Below are 23,679 nucleotides of genomic sequence, written 5' to 3' on the forward strand. Positions count from 1 at the left end.
CGCCATCAGCAGCAGACCCTAGCTGCCCAGCACTCCATCGAGGACGCGCCCCAAAGCCTTGGAGATCTCGCTGGGCTCCTCCAAGATGACCATGTGCCCGGCGCCGTCGATGACAGTCAGGGTGGAGTCCGGCCAGTGGCGGGCAATGACCTCCGATTGGCGGTGCGGGGTCACGATGTCAAGGCTGCCCACCACAATTTCGCCCGGCACGTTTCTAATCCTGGCCGTCGCGCCGAACTCGGAGTGCTCCACCAAGTCGTCGAAGAAGCCCGCGTAGCTCGACATCGGAGTATCCAGCAGCATCGCCACGTGGAATTGCAGCTTGTCCATCTGCGGGAAGCCCTGCAGCAGCGCCGCGAAGGCCGGGGCGATAAGCGCTGCGGCCTCGAAGCGCACGCGGTTGAGCCGGCTCGGCAACCGCAAACAGGCGCGATAGACCATGCCCAGAGTCTTCGATTCCAAGACTCGCGCCACACCCTCGGCCGCAAAGCGCTGCATCGAGGTAGCCACCAGCGTCATGCCCTTAACGCGGTGAAAGACCTCCCGCGGGGCGCGCCGCAGCAGGTTAAGCGCAATCATTCCGCCCATCGAGTGCCCAAGCAGCACCAACGGCCCCTCGGCGGCGCGCTCAGCGATGACGGCCAGCACGTCATCGGCCGCGCCCCGAACCGTGCACTGCGCGGGGGCGACGTGGGTGGATTGGCCGTGGCCGCGGACGTCGACAAGCAGGCAGCGCACCGAAGGGTAGTTGCGGCGCACGTTGTTGACCTGGGAGTAGAAGCTCTCAGCAGACAAGCAGTAGCCGTGGATGAAAACCACGGTGACCTCCGCGTCCTGCGGGCCTACCTCGTACCATGCCACGCGCACGCCGTCGTTGTCCACGAAGCCCGAGTCCTTCACCCCGGTCAGGCCCGGCTCTGTCGTGAGATCATGCAACTGATCGTGGACGGTGTGCTCGATGGAGCGCATGCGGGGGCGGGCCCGGCGCGACCAGCTGCGGGCGATGGCGGAGGAACGTGCTCGAATAACCATGACATTTCAATACTAGACTGGGCCCCATGGCTAATGACCTTTCAGCGCAACTCCAAGCCCGCTTCGGCTCCGCGCCGGCGGAAGAGAATGATTCTGCACCCGCTGGCGACGCATACGGCGAGCTCACCCGCCTCATCACGAAGGTGACCGGCGTGGAGGAAGGCCTGGAGCGCGAAGCGAAATTGGAGGACCTGGGGGTTGAATCGCTCGAGCGTATCGAATTAGCCGTGCGCCTCGAGGAAGCCTGCGGAGTCCGCCTCACCGAAGAAACCATGCTCTCCGTCACCACGGTGGGCGAACTTGCTGATTATGTGGAGGAACACTCGTGATTTCCTATCTCTCAGACATGGACGGCGTCCTCATCAAGGAAGGGGAAATGATTCCCGGCGCGGATAAATTCATCCAGGCGCTGAAGGATAACAACATCGAGTACATGGTGCTCACGAACAACTCGATGTCCACCCCGCGGGATCTCTCCGCACGTCTGAAGAACACCGGTCTCGACATCCCGGCGGAGCGCATCTGGACCTCGGCGACGGCCACGGCGGCCTTCCTGTCCACCCAGGCTGGCCTCTCCACGGCCTACGTCGTGGGCGAGTCCGGGCTGACCACCGCTCTGCACGAGGCCGGCTGGATTCTCAACGACCGCGACGCGGACTTCGTGGTCTTGGGTGAGACCCGCACGTATTCTTTTGAAGCCATCACCACGGCGATCAACCTTATCCGCAACGGCGCGCGGTTCATCGCGACCAACCCGGACGTCACGGGCCCGGCCCCGCAGGGCGTGCTGCCGGCCACGGGTGCTGTCGCGGCACTCATTACTGCGGCGACCAACCGCGAGCCTTACTACGTGGGCAAGCCGAACCCAGTCATGATGCGCAGCGCTTTGAATAACATCGGCGCGCACTCGGAAAATACCGTCATGATCGGTGACCGCATGGATACCGACGTCAAGTCCGGTTTGGAGGCCGGCATGCGCAGCATCCTGGTGCGCTCAGGCATCAGTGATGACAGCATCATCGAGCGCTACCCTTTCCGCCCGACTCACGTCATTGACTCCGTGACGGAGCTTCCGGAGCGCATCCTGGATCCCTTCGCGGACTAGGACTTAGACCGCACGCTTGACGACGCCCCTGAATCCGTACTCCCCCGCCAACATCTCCACGGCGCGGCCCAGTGCGTCCAGTTCGCTGGGCGTTCCCGTAATAACTTGCTGGCAGCCTATCCCGAGGCCGCCTGCGTTGTCAGGAACGCGGCCGCTAAGCGGATCCCATACTGGGTCGCGGTGCCAACGGGTACACCATTGTGCGGTCAGCGGGTCATCACCAGGCACGATGAACTCGCTTTCGCTGCTGATGCAGCGCGCCATGGCGCGCTCGATGGCAGGGCGCAGGTTGCGCGGCATGCCCGAGATCTGCAGCACGGCGGTGCAGACCTCACCGCAGGCGCGGTTAGGCCAGCTATCTGCCGGGCTGCCAAGTGGGGTGGCTGAAGCGGCCGGCGCGGTGTCACCGGCCAGCTGCGGGTGAACGCGTTGATTCACTCCTTAAACTCCTTTGACGTGCGAGTGATGGCACGCCGGCATGCGCCGACGCAAGACGAGCTTCGTCTTCCCCTACGAACTTGTCTTCATCACGTCACTCGCGCCGAGGCGCGAACACCGCTTGGTGTGGCCGCAGTATGCGGCCACACGGTGCGTCGTTGTGTGCCCACAATTTTCCCCCGCCACTTGAACCACAACAACCCTCAACCTGCGCTTAAGCCCCCACAGCCTCAACAAGAACTTGAGACTTCCCCCCTGAAAACCGCCCCACCAATCACTTCAGTCACATAAGTCAACGCGTGTAACACGCGCGCGTTGTCGCCACAGCTACCCCACCACCCCCGTTGCGGCGCCCTACGGTACGCCGCGACGACGCTCAACACCGTCATGCCACCCCGGCTACCCCGCCTGGCACTCCTGCCAGATGGCCGTGTTGGTCTCGGCCCACAAAGGCTTGCACCACTCGCCAAAATCGCGATCCGTCAGCGAAACCATGGCCCAGTCACCAGCCACCCACAGGTAGGTACCGCTCATGCCGAAATGCCCCACGGCATCGGCGGGCAAGCCACCCATCCACTGCTGCTTCTCACCGTGGATTTCAAAGCCCAACCCCCACGGGCAGTCTTTGAAGCTGCCATAGCCGGGAACAATGCCGCGCAGACCGGGGAACTGAACGCTGCGCATTTCCTCCACCGTCGAAGGATCAAGCAGGCTGGGCGAGTAGACCTCAGCAGCAAAGGCGACGAGGTCCTCCACACTAGAAACCAAACCGTGCCCGGCCGAGCCTTCCAAGGTAGTGGCCCGCATCCCCAGCGGGGCGCACACGCCTTCAGCAAGGTATTCAGCAAAAGGAATCTCGGTGGCCTTCTCCACTTCCTCGGCGGCCCATTCATAGCCGGCCGAGGAGTAGATACGGCGCTCGCCGACAGGCTTTTGTTGCTCCCGAGTATCAAAGCCCACCCCCGAGGCATGGGCTAAAAGATGGCGCAACGTGGAGCCTTCAGGGCCTGCCGGCTGATCCAGCTCCACCGCCCCTTCTTCCACGGCCACCATCACCCCATAGGCGGCCACCAGCTTGGTCACGGAGGCCACCGGGAAGCGGCGGGGGGCATCCCCCAGCTGCTCTACTACCTCGCCGCGGTGCAACAAGGCGGCGGCAACGGTATCGACTGGCCAGGACTCAAGAGAAGAAAAAGCGCTCATGCGCTCCAGCTTAACGAGGATCGCGCTCGCAGCCTACGCCATCACCATCGCGGTCGAACTTGGAGCGGAAACCTGGCTCACCCGCATAGATCGGGCGGCCTAGTGCGTTCCACACGTCTGCGCAGCGAGTAAAGGACGCGGGGGCAGGCTTCTGGGCCGGAGCCGACTTAGGTGCGGGAGCCGGCTTGGGCGCCGGGGCTGGAGCAGGAGCCGGAGCTGGTGCCGGCGGAGACAGGATGATGCCCGGCAGCGGGTTCGGAATGATGCGCTGCTGCACCGCCCAGTACACGCCGCCGGCGGCAGCCGCGAGGACCGCTGCGGTAATGCCTACGCCGAGCGCAATCATTTCGCCTTCGGAGGACTGCTGGAATTCGGCGTCATCCTCGTCCTTGTTGGAGGAGCCAGAACCCTGGCTCGAGGAATCAGCCTCCTGGGAGGAGGAGTCAGACTCGGAGGAAACCGTTGCGGTTGCCTCGGAGTTAGGGGCCGCGGTCTCCGCCTGAGCAGGAACAACAACGGACAGTGCGACAGATACAGAAACAGAGGCGGCGAGAACCGCGCGAGAGAACTTCTTCATAAACTCAAGTTATATCCTGCAGCACTACCCCGCAGGAAATCGCACTCATCCGAGGGCTACATCACGCCGGAAAGCCACAGCGAGCTGGAAGCCAGCAGCGGGCTACACCGCATGAGTTAACGGATGAGCCCGCCGCGCCGATATCAAAAATGTAGCGCATTTCGTCGCTGCACTTCCCTATCACTCATATCTCTGGTGCGCCCTCTCCACGCGCCTCTCTCATTTCTTTGCGGCGCCTCTCGGTGATGCCGCGGAGCTACATCACGGTGGACGGCTCTGCGGCTCCCTCAGAAACGATCGCGGAAGGCTGCTCGTTCGCCGTGGGCGCGGGTGCTTCGGAGTTTTGCTCCACTGGGGCCTGGGTTTCGGCGTCCTGCGGATCCGCGGGGGCATACACAGCTTCGCTGTCCGGGGTGCTATCAGTTGGCGTGTGCGGATCAACTTCTGCCGTCGGCTCCTGTTCTGCGGAGCCCGTGGAGTCAGTTGCCGGCGCCTCCTGAGGTGTGGTCAGTGGCGCGGAGGAAGACGCAGAAGGTTGCGCCGACTCAGAAGTGGATTCGGACTGCCCCATCCACCGCGAGGGCGACAGCCACCCAGCGTCCACCCCATCAGGGTTAGCGGAGGAAAGCAGCAACAGGCCAACTACACCGAGGCCGACGATGAGCCCCGTCGTTGAGGCCCGCACGCGCCCGCCTAGAGTCCAGAAATAGTTCCACTTGTTGTCCGGCTTATCGTCGCGCCAGATACCGCGCTGATAATCGTCCTCTTCATCCTCCTCGGAGTCGCCCGCATAAGCCGGCCGGCCCGGCCCGTCATCCTTGCTGTCTTGGGGCATAGCGCCGGCATCAGCGACGGCGTCGGCAGCAATGACCTCCGTCTCCGCATCCGATGCCACGTCTTTGTGCGAAAGCTCCGCAGTATTTGCCGCCGGCATGATGGTGGTGGGGGCGTCGGCAGCGGAGACGTCGCCAAGCTCCTGCGAGGCATCCCCCGGCACGCCCTCAGTGGTGGGAAGCTTGTACAGATCCCAGAAGGTGGAGAGCAGCGCCGAGCGGATCGCGCGCTCCACCGCCCACTGGCGGGCGGGGTTGACCTGCACAAGGACGCGGTACTGCACCTGCCATGGCTGGCCGGCCGCAGTGGGGGCCGTGAGCCCAGTGGCGGGCAGAACGTCGAGCTCACCGGCCACATCCGCGTGGATGTCTGGGGCTTCAAGGGCTCGCTTCGAAAGCTTTTCCACCTGTTCGGTGATCTCCGGCAAGGACTCGCCCTCGTGGACCGGGATAGCGATATCCACCACCGCGCGCGACCATTCTTGCGAGAAGTTCGTGACCACGCCCGCGGAACCATTCGGCACCATGACCACTTCACCGGTAGGTGTGCGCACAGTCGTCGTGCGCAGCGTCAGCGAAACGACGGTGCCCTCCACGCCAGTTACACCGTCGAAGCTGACGTAATCACCCACGCCGAACTGCTTTTCCGAGAGGATGAAGAATCCCGCAAGGAAGTCACCGATGATGGCCTGCGCGCCAAAACCGACGGCGGCCGAAACGACTGTCGCCGGGATAGCCGCGCCGAGGGGCGGCACCCCGAGGTTGGCCAGCGCAGCCAACACAAGAAGGAAATAGGCCACCGCCTGCGCCACGTAGACCAGTGCACCGGCAAGCGCCAAACGCGCCTTGGTAGATTCTTGATTCTCATCCAGACGGGACTCAATGACCCGCACTGCCAAGCGGCCGATGCGCGGGATGAGAATCGCCAACAACAGCATTCCCAACAGCGGCAGGCCGTGATCCACGATGGCCTGCCACACGGCGAACAAGTAATACTTCAGCATTGCGCCAAGCCTAGTCCTTCAGCCTGACAGAACCCTTGGAGCCTTAAGCGCGGTGGATGAGATAGTAATTCGGGGTTGGCTTCCACGTGTAGCCCGCGGGGACGATGTCCTCGCCGAAAGCGCAGAAAGTCTTCGTCGTCCACAGTGGAATCGCAGGCATCTTTTCCAGCAACAGGCCTTGAGCCTCCGTGTAATGCTTTTGGGCTTCCTCCCGGCTCTTCGCCTGACCCGCCTTCTTCAGCAGCTCATCGTATTCAGAGCTGTTAAAGCCTGATTCATTCTCCGAAGAGTAGGACGCATATAGCGGCACCAGGAAGGTAGATTCCTCTGGGAACTCCGCCTGCCAAATCGTGCGGAAGGCACCGGTGAGATGACGGGCAATTACCTCTTGTCTGAGGTCCTTCAAAGTGGCAAACTCATGGCCCTCCGCCGGCACGCCGAGGGTATCCGACAGTTGCTTCGCCACGGCGTCGATCCACGTCTTATGGCCGCCGTCGGTGTTATAGGAAATGCTGAAAATCCCATCAAACGGTTCCAGCTTTTCCGCCTGCTCCCACAGTTCGCGGGCCTTCTCCGGCTGGTAGGTCAAGACGTCGGCCCCCTCCGGTGTTGGTGGAATGGAACCGTCCAGCGGCGCGACGAAGCCGGTGGTGGGAAGCACCATACCGTGGAAGATGTCCCGGGCCATTCCTTCGCGGTCGATTGCCATGGACAACGCGCGACGGCGCAAGCGTCCGGCCTCACCGCGGAAGTTCGCATCGTTGGCGGGGATGGTGATTTCCATGATGGAGCCGCCGGGCTTGGTCAAGGCGCGGGAGCCCAGTTCCTTTTCGAAGCTGCCTAGCTTCTCCGCCGGGATCCGCGTGAGCACGTCCAGCTTGCCATCTACGAGGTCCTGGTAGGCCTGCTCCTCCGAGGAATACACCACGAACTTGATGCCTTCATTCTGCAGCGTTCGCGGCCCCTTGTAGCGAGGGTTCGGCACGAGGGTCACAGCTTTCTCGCGCTCCCAGGAAGCCAGCACATAAGGCCCGCTGCCGATGGGATCCGTTCCGCGATCGCTCAGCCTATCCTGGTCTTCGGAGCGCATGGGGAAAAAGACCGAGTATCCCAGGCGCTCGAGGAATCCCGCCGTGGGGCGTGAGAGCTCAATGCGGAAAGTTTTCGGCCCCGTCACCTTAAGGCCGCGCATTGACTTCCTGCCTTCGTGGAAGCCACGGATTGGTTCAAAGTGATGCGCGGAGAGCAGCGACTGGCGCACCGCGGTATTCCACGTATCGACGAAGTCTTCTGCTTCCACGGTTGAACCGTCGGAAAACACGGCGTCATCTCGAATCACCACGTCATATGTCGTGTCATCGACCTGCGTGATGGATTCCGCCAAGTCATAGTGAGCGCCACCGGTTTCATCCAGGTACATCAACCCCGAGTACACAAGGTTGATGATGGTCTGCCCCGGCGCATCGTTGGAATCAGCCGGGATGAGGGTGCGCTGTGGCTCCGAGATATCCGTGGTGATGAGGTTCATGTCAGAGGTGTCGACGTTGCCAGGCTCCGCCGTGCATCCCGCCACCGTGGGCGCCACGACGCCCGACACCGCTAGCGCCGCCAGCATGCCTAGAAAAGAACGCCTCGAAGTCACGCGTTCATCACCTCACTCTCACTAATACTTTAAAGGATCTAATCATCTCTCTTTTCATAACGGCGCATGAGCCTCTCCACCAATTCATCGGTGAGCTGGTCATCGGCCAAAATGCGATCCAAAAGCTCGCGTGGTGTCGGCCCCTCGGCGCTCGGAGTCTCGTAGGAGTCTCCGCTCAAGTCCACGCCGAAATCGGAGGTTTCCGCTTCCGCGGCGGGCGGCTCCATCATCTGTGACATCTCCGCGACTTCCTCATTGAAGGAGTCGAGGAACTCGGTGGCATCGATGGCTGCTTCCGAACGACGCTTGCCGGCGCGCACTTCGCGCTCGATACGGCGCTGCAGTGCCTTTTCCATCTGGTTGTGGCGCCAAGAGCGGAGCTTGGAGGGCTCTAGGCGACGCCCCACTGCCCTGCCCTTGCTTTCCGCCTTACGCGCCATCACCATGACGTAGGCCGCGGTGTCATTAACCGGCGCCCACTCCTGGCGGGCGGGCACGCGCCACCCGGCCCAGATACCCAGCATGGTCATCACGAAGGAGACGACCGGGCCAAGAATGACTCCCCAGGCCAAGTAGCCGGCCGAATCCGCGCCGAGGACCACCAAAGCGCAGGCCACCGCGGGGATCACGGTGGGGGTGTTATCCCCAAAGACGGCGGGTTCGCGCCCCATGGCGATGTCACGGATCATGGAACCACCCGTGGCGGTGAACACGCCCATCATGATGCAGGGAATCAGCGGCAGCCCATAAGCAATGGCCTTGAGCGCGCCTGTCGACGCCCACAGCGCCGAGACCACCGCATCCCCATGGGACTGGACATAATCCCACGTCTTTCCTTTGAAGTAGACGAAGCGGGCGATGATTGCGCCGGCAAACGCCAGGTAGAGATACTCCGGCTGACTCATCGCGGCGACAGTGCCGCGGTTGATCAGCACGTCACGGATCATGCCGCCGCCGAGAGACGAGAACATCGCGATGAAGAAGAAGCCCACGATGTCATAGCCACGCTGGCGGGCCATGGTGCCGCCAATCATGCCCATGAGGAGGACACCGATGATGTCGGACCAGTAGTACAGCGACTCGATCAAAGGGTCCATCTCGACAACGCTCATGGTGGTCATCGTATCGGGTAAGCCGCAAAAGTGGGGCCACCGGGGCTCGAACCCGGGACCAACGGATTATGAGTCCGTAGCTCTAACCGACTGAGCTATAGCCCCGCGTATTCCCCGCCTGCTTTTATGCACACAGCGAATCCGCTCCCAGCAACATTAATCGGCGGCCCCAGAAAACGGCAATTTAGGCCCCTGAAATCGCTGTCTAAGCTTCAGCAGCGCTCTTCCGCCCTTTCACCGCCACGACGGAGCCAAGGCACGCTTCTGCTCACTTTTTGGCCGGGCTGAGTTTCAGGACGCTGGGATAACGGCCAGGCCTATTCTTTCTTCTTCATTCTTCTGGCTTGCCTGCGCGCGCGGCGTCGCGCGCGCTTTGCTTTGCGGATGTCCACGACCCACCGCGGAACAAAAGGCCACGGAAGCGGAATCCCAATCGCCCCCGTAAACCCAATAACTCCAATGACGAAAGCTGCCACGAGCGGAACAATCAGCACCGTTTCGACGGACTCGGGAAGGTTCGCACTTGCCACCAACCCTGTGGCACCGGCCGCGCCCATAATGAGCGTGCCATAAGGATAAATGAAAAGGACGCCATCGCTTTCTGCACCTGTTGCATCAGCTGAGTCGTACCACTCTTCTGATTGGGGATTCCTCCGCACGTACCGGATATAAAAGGTCCAATAGGCCACCATGACCAGCACTAAACCGACACACACAAGCAGCCCAGTGATATCTCCGTCCATAGGATGCGGCCTCCTGTGGTTGCTGGTTGCGGTATGTAAACAGACGCTACCAGCGACTGCTGGAGTGAGTCCGAAATCCGGATGAGGGCACGCACCCGGTTCTGAAACAGCCTTCTATGATCCGGCATGTGTGAGCCTGTAGTGTCGCGACCATGAGGCTCCTTTCCTTTAGTGTGTCTAACTTCCGCAGCATCCGCGCGACGCAGACGCTTTCGCTGTACCACCATTGGCAGCACTCCACCGCCCCGGAGGAAGGATGGGCACAGGTCAGCGAGCCCACCACCGTACTCATCGGCCCCACGGCGTCGGGAAAGAGCAGCGTCCTCAATGCCCTCGCCTTTGCACTGCTCGCCATCGAATCCTCCGCCACCACCTGGCTTGCCGACGCCCCACCCAACCAACTCCCCCACGCCCCGTACCGCCTGGATCCCCGCACGCAGCGCCTGCCCAGCACCTTCGAGTTGGAATTTGAGCTCGATGGCGTGCGCTACCTCTACGGATTCCAGTGGAGTTTCACCGGCGTGCACGCGGAATGGCTCAGCCGCGTGCCATCGACGAGGTGGAGCCCCTGCTTCGTGCGCACCCGCGGTGAGGAGGTGCAGTGGACGAGGTCCTTCATGGACAAGGGGGATGCGACCAAGCTCGGCCCCGTTACGGACACCGAGCTGCTCCTCTCCGCCGGCCTGCGCGATGGTCACCCGGTCCTCGCCCCGCTAGCCCGTGCCTTGGTGCACGACGTGGCCTACCTGCCGCACGGGCACTCCTCCATCAGCACGGCCTCACGCATCACCACCCTCATCCGGACTGGCAAGCTGCACTTGCATGAGGCTGCCGCCCTACTTCGCGCGGCCGATGCCGGAATCCACTCCGTACGCCTCAACCAGGACCGCATCCCGGAGCACGTCTTCCGCCAGATGCGCCCGGTCATTAACGCGCTCAGCCGCAGCAGCGCACGGCTCCGCCGCCCCGACGAGTTCAGCGCCTACTCCGATGCGGAGATTGAATCCCTACTGCACGCCATCATCGTGGAGCACAAGGCCGATGATTCCTTCTACGAGCTGAAGCTGACCGATGAATCCGGCGGCACGCAGAACTGGATGGCCACCGCTCCCCTGGTGCTCGATACTCTGCGCCGCGGCGGGATCCTGGTGGCCGATGAACTAGATTCCGCCCTGCGCCCAGCGCTCCTCGACTTCATCATCCAGGCCTTCCGCGAGCCCAGCATCAACGTCAACGGCGCGCAGCTCATCTTTGCATCCCACACCTTCAGCGTCCTCGAGCGCGCCGGCGAGCTGGGTCTGCGCCCGGAAAGCTTCTGGTCCGTGGAGAAGACCTCAGCCGGCGAATCGGAACTGCACAACCTCAGCGAGGCGCCCGTGTCCCTGGGCAACCCCGACGCCACCCACCACTTCCTGCGCCAGCGCTACGGCACCGCCTCACGCGAGGCGCTCAATGCACTCAAGGAGCTCGTCGCGGACGGCGTATAAAAGGGCGAGCGCTTGACCACGTTCTGTAGTCGAATAACCTCTTGCCTGGCGCGCCTTCATCGGGAAACTTGACTGCATGAACATCGAACGCATCGTCCCCAACCTCACAGTGGCAGATCTCCGCAGAAGCGTCGACGAACACGCTGCGGTCCTCGGTCTCGAGGTGGTGATGGATCACGGCTGGATCGTCACACTCGCCTATTCCAGAGGCTGTCAGCTGAATCTCCTCACGAGAGATGCCACAGCCCGCGAGAACCCCGATGTCTTAATCTTCGTCAATGATGTCGAAGCCGCCTACTGTCGCACTGTCGAGGCAGGTCGTGAAATCGTGCACCCTCTCACGACCGAAGAGCGGGGCGTCACGCGCTTCTTCTACCGCGACGGATCAAGCAACGCCATCAACGTTGGCATACATTCTCGATGAGCACCCAAGATGCAAGGCAGTGTTGGCGCGCTTGCCATGCACTATCTCTTTGATCCGCCGCTGGGAACACCGATAGACTCAGCGAGCTTGTAATGTGCGATGCCGAGTCCCTCAATGAAGTCCTCCGTCAGGACCTCGCCAGGGTGAATCGGCACGTAAAGCTTCTCAGTCACCATTTACCTCAGTGGTAGTCAACAATCCTCCCCTTATCCTTGCAACTGGGATTCAGCTCACGCTACACGGTTTTCTCGTCTCGGAGCGCACGCTCGGCGACCGAAGTCGGATCACACGTTAAACCTGAACTCGACGGCGTGTCGGCGCAAAGAAACCTTCTCATTCGTGAACAGCAGCTAAAACCACCACCCTGGCTATGTGCGGCAACGATAGAGTGCGTACCAGGTAGCCTCAGCCCCCGCTCATCGTGCAGCAGCGTCCTTTAACAAGACATACATGGGATTCGCCCCGCAAACGGCTAATTCAGGCTTCCAATACCGCCCAGGTAGTCCGTTGAAACTTTACCGAACGGTCCGTGCGGAACGCTCGGCCGTAAATAGGATTGATGCCGCGCAAAGGTGGGCGCGAATACATTAAACGTCCTCCCTGCTACCCGCGCGTTCTACCGGTCCGAGTACCTGCCGGTGCACGATACCTGGACGCCGATGTGGGTGTAACCGCTTGGCGCGTAGCATTGGCGACATGCGCATTTTCATCGTGGGCCACTCCAACCTCGAGTTCGAGGACTTCGCTGAAATGTTCAAGGCTGCCGGTGTGGCATCCATCGTGAATGTGCGCAAGCTGCCCGGGTCCAGGAAGTACCCGTAGTTCAACGGCGACCACCTTGCCGAACACCTTCCCACATGTGGCATCACTTACAGCAGAAGCGAGGGCCTCACCGGGAGGCGCAACGTGTCCCATGCGGTGCCGTTTGAGGTTAACGGCAACTGGCGTAACCGCAGCTTCCACAATTACGCCGACTCTGCGCTGGGCGAGGAGTCCTCGGACGCGTTCTCGCAGCTACGGGCGAACACCGCCGAAACCCCCACCGCGATCATGTGCGCAGAGGCGGTGTGGTGGCGCTGCCACCGGCGTATCATCGCCGCCCACCTCATCGCCCACGGTGACGCGGTTGGCCACATTATGGGCCTGGGTGCAGCCGGGGCGAAGGTAAGCGAGGCAACGCTCAACGACGGCGCAGTCATCGGCAACGATCTCCTCGTGTGCTACCCCGAGCGGGGCTAGCGCGTACACCAGAGGCCAGGGGTGCGGAAACTCGGACTACGACTCAGTCAGCCACGGCATCCTCCTCTGCCTGCTTTCAGGCGCGACCTACGCCTTGTATTCCTGGAGCGCCCACCACCTTATGAGCAGCAGCATCGGAGACAGACCAGCGGGTAGCACGCTCAAACGAGCTTTAGGTTAGGAAATCTGAACCGCTCAATCTAAGAAGACCACCGGTAGCCCCGGTAGTGCCCCAAAGCGTCGAATCGAAAAACGTGCTACCGACTTGCCACGGCCCTAGACGTTGAACTTGAAGTCCACCACATTCCATATCCTTATAACGTCTCGAGCGATGTGCATACACACTCCAGCTCACAGTGGCCTGCAAGCTCGCTGTGTGACGCGATTTATGCCGCTCAGTGCAGCCCGCGCCGGAAACGTTCTGCCTCCTCCTCGTTCCGTCGTGCGTCGTTTTCGTACGAGACAGCGATTCTCCTAAACAAACCAGCCACTCGAGGCGCGATGTCGGCGAATGTTTGGGCCTTGACTCGATAGTCCGCAGCAAGCTTAAGCTCCTGCTCGCCACCGTCTTCCAAGCCGCGACTAGTAACTCCACGACTATTGAGGATATAGAGGTAGAAGCCGGTCTCAATGTGATCAAGCTGCACTTCTTCAATGAGATCCCGCACGACGTTACCCGGCCAGGTGCCGTCATCGTCTGATGGGGTATGGCCGAGAACCTGGCCAATCTGCTGCAGGCCAACCTCGGTCCGGCCTCGTTCAGCCAGGAGCTCCATAGCTCGATCAAGCCAGGCTCGAAGCACCTCGGCATTCATGACTCCATCGACGAGGCCGGGCGGTGTGTCCCATAGATTGAGTAAGCGGTACGCATTGGTTGCCAGAGAAGCGTCGTGTTGTTCTTCGCGAGCCGGGTCCTCGGTGCCTTCTTCGTCCTCACCGCTCGGCCGGGCACGGTAAACAGTGCACACGATTTCGACGAATTTTGCAGGGTCGGCAGCTAAGCTTTCGGATAGCGCTGGGACTCTCGCGTCATAGCCGAGCGCCGGAAGGTACGACCACTGCAGTCGAACAAGGCAGCCAGGCTCAAGGTGCTCGCGCATAGCTTCGAGGTAGGCGAAGAGCCGCTGAAAATCATAGGACGATAGATCACGAGCAGCGGCAGATGGAGTTTGATCTGCCAGGAGCCCGTCCAGTGCTCGCACAATGAGTTTCGCTACCTGGGGACGCGGACCGTCCTTGCCGATGTGGGTGTACATGCTCATGAGATGTACAACGTCGGCGTGGCGGCCAACTTGGATCAAGTGCTCAGCAATCTCGTCGATCTTGTCAATGTCTTGCCCCAAGCCGATTGTCTGGAATGCCCTCCAGTACCGGGCCTCAAGATCCGGGTCCTTACCAACCAGAGCCCATACCTCCGCGAGGTTGTCGCGCGCGACAAGCAGGAGTCGAACACGTTGATCGACCGAAAGATCGCTCTTTTCAAGGAAGTCTGTGATCAGAGCGAAACCTTCTAGGGAATAGCGAGTCAAGAAATACGACATCGCGGTGCTGGCGAGAGCCTGGTCGGCAGACGTCAACCAACCGAGCAACTCATCATCGTGCGACGAGCCGATTTTCGCCAAGGCGGTACCAACGGCCCCCGGCACCGACGCGTCTCGTGCCAGTCTCGTGATGGCGTCAAAACCGCCCTCGGCCTCGATCTTCTCTACGGCTTGGACGCGTCGGCGCCCGAGCTCACGTTCAAAGGCTTCATAATCATCTTGTTTGTGAGCGCCGATATACGGAGTCCATGATTGAAAGAGTCCGATCAGTCGGACATACGCAGACCTCGGCTGGTAGCGCGCTGCCAGTGCGTCGAGCTTGCCGAGTTCCTCGTCGGGAAGTGTCCAGGCAGCATCCGGAAACTTGCGATGACGGCCGATGAGGTCCACCAGGGTTCGCCACACCGCTTCTCGAAAGTCAGCCGTAAACTCCGGCTGGTCGGCCATCGATTCGAGAGCATCCACCACTCGCGCTCGGTCTGCTGGTGGTAACTCTGCCGCGTGAGAAAGGACCGTTGACCAGCGCTGCGCATCCTGACCAGTATCTTCGATGCAACGCTCTACCGCGGCGGTCGTCATCTTCCAGAATTCGCCGTATGTCACAGATAGTTTGTCCGGCCTCCAAGTTCGGAACGCAGGTGTACTAATCGGGAAATGCGTCCCGTGCCCCTCAGGAAGCATGCTGCACTCCAACTTCCAGGCAACGCCAGGGCGTCTTCGGCGCAACGTGTCGAGGACAATAAGCCGCCGGTCAGGATCGACAGAGCTATCTGGATGCCACGGGCGGAATATTGCAGCCAAAGAGGTCGCGGGACGGTTAGCCAGCCGACCACCCGGATCGATCTCGTCAAGGCGTGCCAGGAGATCGACAGCACGTCCGAAATGATCAGAGGACCAGGACACGCACTCGAGCGCCCACAGCAGATTGCTGTGGGGAGTTCCGCCCGAGAAGATTCCCGATTCGTCGGCGTTGTCCTGGAATATGGTGGCCAATAGAGGGGAATCGCCTGCTGTTGCTGCACTGACCGCATCGAGGAAGGCGTCCGGCCCGGCCTCAGCGAGGAGGGGCAAGATGTCAGCTAGTGATTGCCACGCTCGCCCGGTATCATCTGTCGACACCCTTTCGAGTAGCTTCCCAACCAGATAGTTTGCGAAGTCTGACCCTGATACTCCACCCGACAAGACGACAGTTTCGCCGTACATTCCCAATAGAGCGAGTGACTGAGCGAGGCCGCGACGGAGGTCACCGGAGTAGCGACGGGTTTTGCCATCAATCGATGCTCTCCACCGTTGATCTCGCGGTAGGTCGAGGGCCGGATCGTCCTCTGCGAAGACCCGCTCGACGATGGTCTCGAACCGCTTCATGTCATCGTGAGTCAGCTTCGGCACCAACAGCATCCAAGCATCCACCGGTGAGACAAGATGCCAAGCTTCGCCAGTGCGGATTACCAGAGGATCGGTAGGATTGTCGGCTATTCCTGTGATCGCCTCTCTAAACGACTCGTAGTCAGTTCCCGTGAGCGCCTCGAGGATCAAACGATCCCCTTCTGCAGTGTCTCCCCAGGAGCCAGCCAACAGGATTGATCGGAAGTTTCGGGACGGACTCGCATCAGCCCAGGTCGGTCGATGCAGGACGGCCTTTACAGCCAAGTTTCGCCGCAGACCGGTCAAGCTTCGCCGTGCGAGCCTACCGAGCTCATCGGCCCTATCTCTATCTGTGACTCCGGCGCTCGTCAGCGCGACTGCTGCCTCAGCAGCATCCAACGCTGGAAGTGTGACGTCGGCACCTTCGTTGGAGACAACCGGCACACAAAAGTTGTGCACAGTACCTGCAGGGATCTCGCTTGCCAACTCGGGTGTGCGAGGAACCAAGACGAGCGGTTGGGACGAGGTTATCAACTGCCTCCATGTGGAAATGTCGTCGACGAATGCGAGCCGTGCGAGCATCTGGCCGCTGCCCTGGTCATCAAGGTTGACGGCGATCGCAGCGATGAAGGCGCATACTTCCTCCATCGAGGCGCCAGCAATCGTAGTGACGGAGCCGGATGAACCAAGCCGGTCTTCGAGATTCTTGGCAGTGTCAGTTCGACCGGCGAGCACAACTTTCGGTATCAATGTTGGATTCGTTTGTGCTGCCCAATCTCGCCACCAGGTCAGACCGGTGCGAAGTCCGTATGGAGAAAGCCCCAGTTCTTCCGACAGCCACGCCCATGTAATTGGGGCGGCCTCAAGCCAAGTCTCGATATCATCAAGCCCAAAAGCCTTGACGTCTCTCCAGACCTGGTCGTTTCGCTTATTTTTAGCCCATTTGTCCCGTGCCGTCCAAGTGCGCAGGATTACTTCGATATAGGTGCATTCAGCGGTCCGTGTACCGTCTGGAGTGTCTGTTCGCTTAGAATAGTCCTCATCGGCTTTCTTGTTAGGGCTGGAATTAACCGACAGCTCCCATACCGACAAACCATCTGGAACCCAAGCCGTCGCTTCGGTTGCCCGAACAGAACCGTCCCAATCTCCTGCTGCCACACCGTCGCCTGCGGGCATCCCTAGCTGGACCAACCCCGGTGTCGTTTCAAGGATGAGACGGCGCACCAGACGCGGGAGTTCAGACTCCGAATTACGAGTATCGGCCCAGTTCTTCAGCTTACTTCGGTCAATGTAGCCTGCTCTATTCCTCACGGGATACGCCTCCAGTCGCGCAAGTTACTCCCCATAAACTCGGTCGCTCCAGGCCCAGCTTTAGAGAGTTTAATGGATAAACGATTCCTTATACCTGAACGCGCGGCCCCAAATTGATCAATATCAGAAGAGTAATTACGGAAGAGCACCATATGTTGAACTGGACCACCACGTTTCACACAACTATAACTTCACAGCGCTCAGTCACGCTCTGGGCCGCTCATCCGTGTTATTCTGGCGTCACGTTGTGCTGGTGTGACTATCCTTCATCTACAGCATGACGGGAGTAATTGCCTGGAGCGTCATTGGATTCGACGGCTGGCGACAATGGTCGCCACTGGCCCGCGCGACGGAACGGGCTCGCCGAACACGTCTGAGGGGATGGACCCCGGGCCGGAGCGCCGATTGGCTCCGGTAGCGCCTTCTTGACGGAAGGAGAAACGCTACCGGGAGTTTCCATGGGCACATTCGCCTTACCGTCACTAGAAGACGAGAAAACACTTCTTACCCTGCAGGATGCGGTGGCCGAAGGTTTCGGCGGCTACTCCGCCCTCCGCAAGTACATCTCCGAGGGGCATCTGCGCGCCAGCAAAACGGTGGGCGCATCAAGATCGAGAGAGCTGACCTCGAGGCTCTCAAACGCCCCACCGGCCGCCAGCCGACATTTGAGGATATCGAGTCGGCCGTGAGCCGCATCGCCGCCGCTGTTTCCCCGCTGAGTGATCAGCAGATCCACCGCCTCGCTCGGCTCCTGGGCGGTGGCCAGCAATGAGCACAAATAAAACCCCGCCAGCCTGGGTGAGCTGCTCCCCATTAGTAGGACTGAGAAATCAGTTTCCGACTAGAGGGGAGCAGTTTTCATTGAGAGCACGAAATTTGCCGAGCGAATATCAGCGCGAGCAGCAGTACTCGTTCGAAATCAAGAAGGAAGTTGTCCAACGCCACCTTGCCGGCGAGACAAGAAGCTTATCGACGCCTCCACCACCCACGACCCCCAACAACCCACCCCCAAGGACTCCGACGATGCGGACTCCTAAAGACCTGCAGGGGCATGCCGCCAAGTACCTGCGCAACCACTACGCCGAAGCACTCGCCGATCCCGCTGCACTCAACCTGGACTGGCCGCTGCACCCGCCAACAGCTACGGCCGCCGCCCGCGATATCAAGGCCACGAGGGACTTCATCCGCGCCTGGCAGCGCTGGCCGCACCAGGACGAGGTCATCTATGAATCCCGCAATTGGTCCCGCGCGGGCCTTGGCACCAACGACGTTCCCACACGCGCAGTACTCACCGGCGCCGCGCGCATCGCTGCCGCCGCGGGCCTGATGTCCGACTATAACCGGGCTCTCCAGCGCGCCCAGGGCATCGCCGCCATCTTTCCCGACTCCCCGGACTTCACTCATACCGTCCGCCGCACGTACAACCAGTGGAAGGACTTAAGCGCCTACGACCTGCGCTGCCTTGGGCCGTGTCTGACCTGGCTGCGCGCCAACCCCCACTCCGGCGAATGGGAGCGCGCCGTGCCGGTGGAAGGTGTGGACGGCAAATGGATAGGCACCCACCGCCGCCTGCTCCAAGCACTCCTTGCTCCCTTCGGCATCACCGACTTGGGCCTGCGCCGCAGTGACGCCCGCCTGCGCCTGCGCTACCTTAACCACGCCCCGGCACTCTCCGATATCGAAATCCCCCTCGCCGACGCCGCAACCCTCTTCCCCGACACCCCACCCCGAGTGCTCATCGTGGAGAACAAACAAACCTTCCTGGCACTTCCCGCGCTTGCCGACGCCTCCCCAACCACCATCGCCATCCTCGGCTCCGGCACCGCCGCCCACCAACTCCAGGCACTGGGCTGGCTACAGCGAGCTAACATCACCTACTGGGGCGACCTCGATGCTGCCGGCTTTGCCATCCTCAACGCCGTGCGCGCCCACTTCCCCCACACCACATCACTACTCATGGACCCCGCCACCGTCACCGAATTCCAGCACCTCGCCGTCCCCGACCCCGGCGACGGCTCCGCCACACTCACCCACCTCACCACCGACGAGCAACGCGCCTACCGCTTGCTTTACACCAAAGGAAGGCTGCGCATTGAACAGGAGCGGATTCCGTTTTCCTATGTGAGTGCGAAAATCCGTACTTTGTTAAGCCCCGCTGACATGGAACACAAACAACTCAGATGTCATTCTCCCTTCGTTTCGAATTCCCCCGCGACCCCGACTAATCAAAATGGCGCAGGTCGTTGAGCGCTTCCTGCATGACTCTCAAAGGGCTCCTGACGGTTTTGTGTCATCAGAGCGATGGTTCCTATCAAAGCCAGCCCCTTCGAAGGATGCACCGACTTGGAAGTAGCCACTGTCCATTCCATCGGAAGTTCTCTCCGCTCCTCTGATGAACCCGCCCTGTCACCAGGTAGACGAATACAACTATTCATGTGCGCGCTGACTAACGGCTCATCTAATTGCATCTCCACTTGTAGCCCTAACAACAACCTCGACTGGTTAAGTTTTACTCACCTATCGCAGCACTATGGTATATTTACTTCCGCGATTGCCCCATATCAGTTAATTAGCAGCCATCCATTTCAGCAATCCGTATCCTTTGCCCTGCTCTCGGCAATTGCTAGGGCAAACCAGGACTGGACACCCGAAAAGAAGCAAGGACCCAAAACCTTTGCTGCACTTTGCCAAGAGTATCTACGCGATGAGCTCAGGAGGGTTTTTAGGCTGGAGGAATACGCAATACCCGAGCAGAGTGCTGACGACGCGGGGATGGATGTCCTATCCCAAAACCTTCCCCCAGAAATGTTTGCGTCACTTCCCCCAAAACCGGACTTCGACATCAGCGAAGTTTCATACGGAGGCTTCCACGGATGGATCTCTAATGGCTGCATCATCACGGTCATTAACTGCTCAGCCTTCAAGGATCTAGACACTGTAGATTGGATGAAACAAAGTGACATCCGTCGTGATCTTGTTAGAGCTTCCGACGCAGAGAACAATTCAGGGACCCAAACTGCACTATTCCTGCATGAAGCCTCAACATTCGTCGGCGGGCTTGCTTATCAAAAAATCCAAGAAATCACCTCCTTCCACTCCGTAATTTTCGTAGCCTATCGAGCCTCCCCCTCCGACGGACTCCTAGAAGCTAGAATTGGCGTTCCAACAGAGGGCCAAACTCTCGGGAGTGCTTGGGCAACATACAATAATCTAGACCTCTCGCTTCCGACCACCACTAAGACCATCAAGAAGGCAGTACCAGCCTCCAACCATTCAGCCGATGAACTAGGGATTCAGCTGCGCAACACATCGACGCGCACGACTCGACCACAAACAAGAACAAGCAACCGAGGACAGACAAATGGGCAGGTTAAAGGAAGTAGCTGATTCATTCGCACCAGAGCGATTGGCTCAGGCACGTGAGCTTAGTGGTCTGCTCAAGAAGGAGCTCGCAGAGCGTGTAAACGTGACACCGGCAGCAGTCTCTTCTTGGGAGCGCGGAACTAAAACCCCTACTGAGGACTCTATTTTTAGACTAGCCAATGAACTCGAGGTCGAACCGGAGTTTTTCCGCAAGACTATTTCCCCACTTGTAAGTTCCTCAACCCCACCGCATTTTCGTTCCTTGAAAGCTACCCCTCAAAAAACCCGCAAACAAGCCCATCAGTTTGGGGTGCTCGCCGCCATTGTCACTGACACCCTAGAGCAACATCTGATTCTTCCGGAACCAGACTTGCCGTCAGTAGAATTTCCTGAAGAAGATGGCGAAGTGGAAGCTGCAGCGTCTCTGCTCCGAGAATTCTGGGGCTTGGGCACGGTTCCGATAAAGAACTTACTTCTCACCACCGAAAGGAAAGGGGTGATTGTCGCTTTCAACGAAGAAGCCACCGCCAATGTTGATGCATACTCGATGTGGGTGGCAGATAGAGCGTACATCATACTAAATCCCCAGAAGAATGACTTCTACCGCCAAAGATTCGATATAGCGCATGAACTTGGGCATTTGGTTATGCATGATGGAGCCGAGCCAGGCGAGACAGTTGCAGAATCTCAAGCCCATCTTTTTGCATCAGAATTTCTGGCACCAACCCCGTCGTTGCTCCCTGACCTCCCTAGTTCGATAAATCAGCAGTCTTGGCAGCGACTCTTCCAACTGAAAGAAAAGTGGGGCATGTCCGTTCAGGCGCTGCTATTCAGAATGCGTCGGCTCGGTACGATTAGCGAAAATAGCTACCGCGGCGCGATGACCACTCTTTCGCGTAAGAAGTGGAGGCGCGCAGAGCCAGGCCTCGTCACCGAATGTGACCGCCCTGCGCTATTGGAAAAATCCATTCAGCTTCTTGAAGAGAATGGTGTTCATCGGGAGGTAATCGCCAAAGAATCGAATCTCAGGCTACCCCAGCTAGAAAAAATCGTCGGAGCCCCACACTCCCCGAGACTGCGAGTAGTTCTTTAAAAAAGCCGAAACTCTTTAAATTCGCCAGATTTTGTAGACACCTAAACCGTCATAAAGGCCTACCCTAAGAAAGTAGTCAAGCATAAGGTCTCGTGTCAGATCCGAGTTTTGGTACCGGTGTTCTGGGGACTCGGTACCAAAACTCGCATCTGACAAGCGTGGGCAATATCAGTCGGGATGCGTTTGATCACTGCCATCGTAGGAGCCAGGTTCTTATCCACAACCTGCTGGCATGCTGCTTCTAGGGTGGCTTTACTGTGCTTTTTGCCCAGGTTGGCTAGCACGTTACGTGCCTGGATAACCGCACCTAGCCAACTGCGGAAATGACTAGAACATGAGAAAATCACTTCTAGAACTTCGAGAATCGGAACCGTAGAGCCGTAAAATCGAGGTCTCGTAGGCCTATCCGGTTGATCAACTGAGAGGAAAAGCTATGGCTGAGCACTCCATTACCCCTTATTTATTCTCACTAGCACCGAAAGGTAAACCCACAGAGATTTTGAAAATGGGAAACGTTTGCTCTAATCCCGAACTAACAGGATCCGACTTTGCCGCCAATTGTTTTTATCAGCTAGTCAAAGAAGAAGACCCACGCGTGTATGGCACTGATTCGACCAGATTGCTTGAGGGGATGGAGGTACTAAGATCCGGAGACCAAGTACTCTTTAAAATGCGCGTCGGCATCAAAGGCTTCAACAGCAACCTAGATCTTGCTTCACTTGGAACGACCGCCACTAGAAAGTTTGGAGATGCTGAATGGTTCACGCTGCGCGCACTGTTTGTTTCGATCCAAGGAGGCCGAAAGGCCTTGCTTCTAGTTGAGCGTGTCGCAAATTATAGCGCATATGGAATCATCTCAGAACTATTCAAGAATGCAGCGCGAGTTAACCTCAAAAGAGACCTTACTGCAAGATTCGAGCCAATTCAGGATATAAGAACGATGGGTCAGAATCTTGGAGAGATGATAACGAAGTCGGTTGAGTTTCGAGTGCCACTTGCTCGAGGAGAATCTGAAATAGAGGAAGAAGCCGCGGGTGAAGATGAAGTTAATCCCCTCGATTGGATTGCGCGTGCTTCTTTGAAGAGAGCGACCAAGTACACAGTACGTGGTGGATTTGGTCAGTTCTCTAAATTCCGCAATAAATCGACCGAAGAGCTCGCCCAAACTTTTGGTTATTACCCGGAAAATCTAGAAGAAACTGAAGTCGTTGCAACAGTCGAAACTGCTCGGGGCAAGTCGCGCACCATTTCAATCCTCGATGAGGAAACTCCGTCAGTATCGTTCTCCATTGAACGTGAAATTCAAGACGAAGTTCCCACAGACGCAGAGTTTCTCGCAACAGCAGATTTCGTTATCGAGGGAACGTCTAATCTCACTGACATTGACTCGCGCCCCAGTAAAAATATAGATAGCTTTGAAGAAGTCGGCAGCCTGCAAAGCTTCGAGGTTTGGAAATTAGATGAGTAACTTGATTTACTCTGGTGCAACCCCGATAAAGGTCGTCAAAGACCAACTCGACACCCTAAGGACTCGAGATGGGCGAAAACGAATTCGAGCGGACATGCTAATTTCGCTCTACGTATTACCTCTTTTGTTCGGGCTAGGTGCGGGATTCTTCGGTGACCCGCATGCTAATATCTCTTCGCTCCTTTCCGCCGTAGCTGTATACACTGGGCTGGTGTTCAACTTGGCTTTTCAGGTTTTTGATAAGAGCCTCTCCTTGAGAGCTGATATATTCTTCCAAGGAGACAGCGACACAATTACGCTTGTCGACCAGCTGTTTGCAAATGTGAATTACACAGTGGCGGTCGGGGTTCTGACTACTAGCCTCTTGGTGTGCGCGACATTCTTCACCGAACCAGCTTGGTTCGGCATTGCATCAGATATCACGACTGGTCTCGTGGCTTTCTTACTGGCACACCTTTTTATTATGTCGGGGATGATAATCAACCGATTTCGTTCATTAAGACTTGCGATGAGGCCCTAACTGCATATCTTGCTGTTAGGCTTCCCGCCAGGCGTTTGACGCCATAGAGCCCGAGGCAAGTGTTGCGACCGGCTATTTGGTAGCAGTGTCGTGACTATCTGGTAGCGCTTCAGTGAGTATCTGGTAGCAGCTCGCGGCGCTCGGGGTGATACTTCCGGTAGCCGCACCACTCGGGTGCG

General features: G+C 58.9%; 18 protein-coding genes, 1 tRNA gene and 2 pseudogenes. 10 read left to right on the forward strand and 11 right to left on the reverse strand.

What is annotated here, in order from left to right:
• Nucleotides 1-18 precede the first annotated feature (18 nt).
• Nucleotides 19-1,032: an alpha/beta fold hydrolase gene (locus M5J06_RS11575; RefSeq protein ID WP_250224713.1), complete on the reverse strand. Its 1,014-nt coding sequence runs from the start codon at nt 1,030-1,032 to the stop codon at nt 19-21.
• Between the two features lie 26 nt (nt 1,033-1,058).
• Here M5J06_RS11575 and M5J06_RS11580 point away from each other — a divergent pair, with 26 nt between their 5' ends.
• On the forward strand, nt 1,059-1,361 hold the full coding sequence (locus M5J06_RS11580; RefSeq protein WP_154762671.1) for an acyl carrier protein: 303 nt from the start codon (nt 1,059-1,061) through the stop codon (nt 1,359-1,361).
• Nucleotides 1,358-2,137 (forward strand): HAD-IIA family hydrolase, encoded by a 780-nt coding sequence (locus M5J06_RS11585; RefSeq protein WP_250224714.1) that lies wholly within the window; start codon nt 1,358-1,360, stop codon nt 2,135-2,137. The genes M5J06_RS11580 and M5J06_RS11585 overlap by 4 nt, the downstream gene beginning before the upstream one ends.
• Before the next feature lie 3 nt (nt 2,138-2,140).
• Here the strand turns inward: M5J06_RS11585 and M5J06_RS11590 are convergent, their stop codons facing one another.
• The 8 genes from M5J06_RS11590 to M5J06_RS11625 form a co-directional block, all read right to left on the reverse strand.
• Entirely contained in the window at nt 2,141-2,575 is a 435-nt protein-coding gene (locus M5J06_RS11590; protein ID WP_070596522.1) for a hypothetical protein, read from the reverse strand.
• Nucleotides 2,576-2,974: 399 nt separating this feature from the next.
• Nucleotides 2,975-3,778 carry a serine hydrolase domain-containing protein gene (locus tag M5J06_RS11595; protein ID WP_143334723.1) on the reverse strand — a complete coding sequence of 268 codons (804 nt, stop codon included), beginning with the start codon at nt 3,776-3,778 and terminating at the stop codon, nt 2,975-2,977.
• Nucleotides 3,779-3,788: 10 nt separating this feature from the next.
• On the reverse strand, nt 3,789-4,355 hold the full coding sequence (locus tag M5J06_RS11600) for an excalibur calcium-binding domain-containing protein (RefSeq protein WP_250224715.1): 567 nt from the start codon (nt 4,353-4,355) through the stop codon (nt 3,789-3,791).
• Nucleotides 4,356-4,611: 256 nt separating this feature from the next.
• Nucleotides 4,612-6,192 carry a mechanosensitive ion channel family protein gene (locus tag M5J06_RS11605; protein ID WP_250224716.1) on the reverse strand — a complete coding sequence of 527 codons (1,581 nt, stop codon included), beginning with the start codon at nt 6,190-6,192 and terminating at the stop codon, nt 4,612-4,614.
• A gap of 43 nt (nt 6,193-6,235) precedes the next feature.
• Nucleotides 6,236-7,834: a peptide ABC transporter substrate-binding protein gene (locus M5J06_RS11610; protein ID WP_250224717.1), complete on the reverse strand. Its 1,599-nt coding sequence runs from the start codon at nt 7,832-7,834 to the stop codon at nt 6,236-6,238.
• A 38-nt stretch (nt 7,835-7,872) separates the two neighbouring features.
• The gene (locus tag M5J06_RS11615; RefSeq protein WP_250224718.1) at nt 7,873-8,946 is read right to left on the reverse strand and encodes a trimeric intracellular cation channel family protein; all 1,074 of its coding nucleotides are present in this window, start codon (nt 8,944-8,946) and stop codon (nt 7,873-7,875) included.
• A gap of 31 nt (nt 8,947-8,977) precedes the next feature.
• A tRNA-Ile gene (locus M5J06_RS11620) sits at nt 8,978-9,051 on the reverse strand.
• A 212-nt stretch (nt 9,052-9,263) separates the two neighbouring features.
• Nucleotides 9,264-9,689 (reverse strand): hypothetical protein, encoded by a 426-nt coding sequence (locus M5J06_RS11625; RefSeq protein WP_070532726.1) that lies wholly within the window; start codon nt 9,687-9,689, stop codon nt 9,264-9,266.
• A gap of 152 nt (nt 9,690-9,841) precedes the next feature.
• Here M5J06_RS11625 and M5J06_RS11630 point away from each other — a divergent pair, with 152 nt between their 5' ends.
• Nucleotides 9,842-11,176, forward strand: coding sequence for an AAA family ATPase (locus M5J06_RS11630; RefSeq protein WP_250224719.1), 1,335 nt, complete (start codon nt 9,842-9,844; stop codon nt 11,174-11,176).
• Between the two features lie 76 nt (nt 11,177-11,252).
• Nucleotides 11,253-11,600: a VOC family protein gene (locus M5J06_RS11635; RefSeq protein WP_250224720.1), complete on the forward strand. Its 348-nt coding sequence runs from the start codon at nt 11,253-11,255 to the stop codon at nt 11,598-11,600.
• A gap of 3 nt (nt 11,601-11,603) precedes the next feature.
• Here the strand turns inward: M5J06_RS11635 and M5J06_RS11640 are convergent.
• Nucleotides 11,604-11,773: pseudogene (locus tag M5J06_RS11640) on the reverse strand (HigA family addiction module antitoxin); the annotation flags it as partial.
• A gap of 523 nt (nt 11,774-12,296) precedes the next feature.
• Here M5J06_RS11640 and M5J06_RS11645 point away from each other — a divergent pair.
• A pseudogene (locus M5J06_RS11645) lies at nt 12,297-12,839 on the forward strand (DUF488 domain-containing protein).
• Between the two features lie 395 nt (nt 12,840-13,234).
• Here M5J06_RS11645 and M5J06_RS11650 read toward each other — a convergent pair.
• Complete coding sequence (locus M5J06_RS11650) at nt 13,235-16,903, reverse strand: hypothetical protein (protein WP_250224721.1); 3,669 nt, start codon at nt 16,901-16,903, stop codon at nt 13,235-13,237.
• A gap of 1,176 nt (nt 16,904-18,079) precedes the next feature.
• On the opposite strand from M5J06_RS11650, the gene M5J06_RS11655 reads away from it, so the two are divergent.
• From M5J06_RS11655 to M5J06_RS11675, 5 genes are all read left to right on the forward strand, one after another.
• Entirely contained in the window at nt 18,080-19,303 is a 1,224-nt protein-coding gene (locus M5J06_RS11655; protein WP_250224722.1) for a DUF3322 domain-containing protein, read from the forward strand.
• Nucleotides 19,304-19,489: 186 nt separating this feature from the next.
• On the forward strand, nt 19,490-20,443 hold the full coding sequence (locus tag M5J06_RS11660) for a hypothetical protein (RefSeq protein WP_250224723.1): 954 nt from the start codon (nt 19,490-19,492) through the stop codon (nt 20,441-20,443).
• Complete coding sequence (locus M5J06_RS11665; protein WP_250224724.1) at nt 20,418-21,512, forward strand: XRE family transcriptional regulator; 1,095 nt, start codon at nt 20,418-20,420, stop codon at nt 21,510-21,512. The genes M5J06_RS11660 and M5J06_RS11665 overlap by 26 nt, the downstream gene beginning before the upstream one ends.
• A gap of 433 nt (nt 21,513-21,945) precedes the next feature.
• Nucleotides 21,946-22,980: a hypothetical protein gene (locus tag M5J06_RS11670; RefSeq protein WP_250224725.1), complete on the forward strand. Its 1,035-nt coding sequence runs from the start codon at nt 21,946-21,948 to the stop codon at nt 22,978-22,980.
• Nucleotides 22,973-23,500, forward strand: a complete 528-nt coding sequence (locus M5J06_RS11675; RefSeq protein WP_250224726.1) for a hypothetical protein — start codon at nt 22,973-22,975, stop codon at nt 23,498-23,500. The genes M5J06_RS11670 and M5J06_RS11675 overlap by 8 nt, the downstream gene beginning before the upstream one ends.
• Nucleotides 23,501-23,679: the final 179 nt, after the last annotated feature.

This window comes from Corynebacterium intestinale, assembly GCF_023574125.1.
GTDB lineage: Bacteria > Actinomycetota > Actinomycetes > Mycobacteriales > Mycobacteriaceae > Corynebacterium > Corynebacterium hesseae.

Bases quoted from the DNA above. Each gene is read 5' to 3' on its own strand.
- M5J06_RS11595 (WP_143334723.1), bottom strand. From the start codon at position 3,778: ATGAGCGCTTTTTCTTCTCTTGAGTCCTGGCCAGTCGATACCGTTGCC.
- M5J06_RS11615 (WP_250224718.1), bottom strand. From the start codon at position 8,946: ATGAGCGTTGTCGAGATGGACCCTTTGATCGAGTCGCTGTACTACTGG.
- M5J06_RS11630 (WP_250224719.1), top strand. From the start codon at position 9,842: ATGAGGCTCCTTTCCTTTAGTGTGTCTAACTTCCGCAGCATCCGCGCG.
- M5J06_RS11660 (WP_250224723.1), top strand. From the start codon at position 19,490: ATGTGCGCGCTGACTAACGGCTCATCTAATTGCATCTCCACTTGTAGC.
- M5J06_RS11655 (WP_250224722.1), top strand. From the start codon at position 18,080: ATGCGGACTCCTAAAGACCTGCAGGGGCATGCCGCCAAGTACCTGCGC.
- M5J06_RS11605 (WP_250224716.1), bottom strand. From the start codon at position 6,192: ATGCTGAAGTATTACTTGTTCGCCGTGTGGCAGGCCATCGTGGATCAC.
- M5J06_RS11580 (WP_154762671.1), top strand. From the start codon at position 1,059: ATGGCTAATGACCTTTCAGCGCAACTCCAAGCCCGCTTCGGCTCCGCG.
- M5J06_RS11625 (WP_070532726.1), bottom strand. From the start codon at position 9,689: ATGGACGGAGATATCACTGGGCTGCTTGTGTGTGTCGGTTTAGTGCTG.
- M5J06_RS11575 (WP_250224713.1), bottom strand. From the start codon at position 1,032: ATGGTTATTCGAGCACGTTCCTCCGCCATCGCCCGCAGCTGGTCGCGC.
- M5J06_RS11675 (WP_250224726.1), top strand. From the start codon at position 22,973: ATGAGTAACTTGATTTACTCTGGTGCAACCCCGATAAAGGTCGTCAAA.
- M5J06_RS11635 (WP_250224720.1), top strand. From the start codon at position 11,253: ATGAACATCGAACGCATCGTCCCCAACCTCACAGTGGCAGATCTCCGC.
- M5J06_RS11600 (WP_250224715.1), bottom strand. From the start codon at position 4,355: ATGAAGAAGTTCTCTCGCGCGGTTCTCGCCGCCTCTGTTTCTGTATCT.
- M5J06_RS11665 (WP_250224724.1), top strand. From the start codon at position 20,418: ATGGGCAGGTTAAAGGAAGTAGCTGATTCATTCGCACCAGAGCGATTG.
- M5J06_RS11670 (WP_250224725.1), top strand. From the start codon at position 21,946: ATGGCTGAGCACTCCATTACCCCTTATTTATTCTCACTAGCACCGAAA.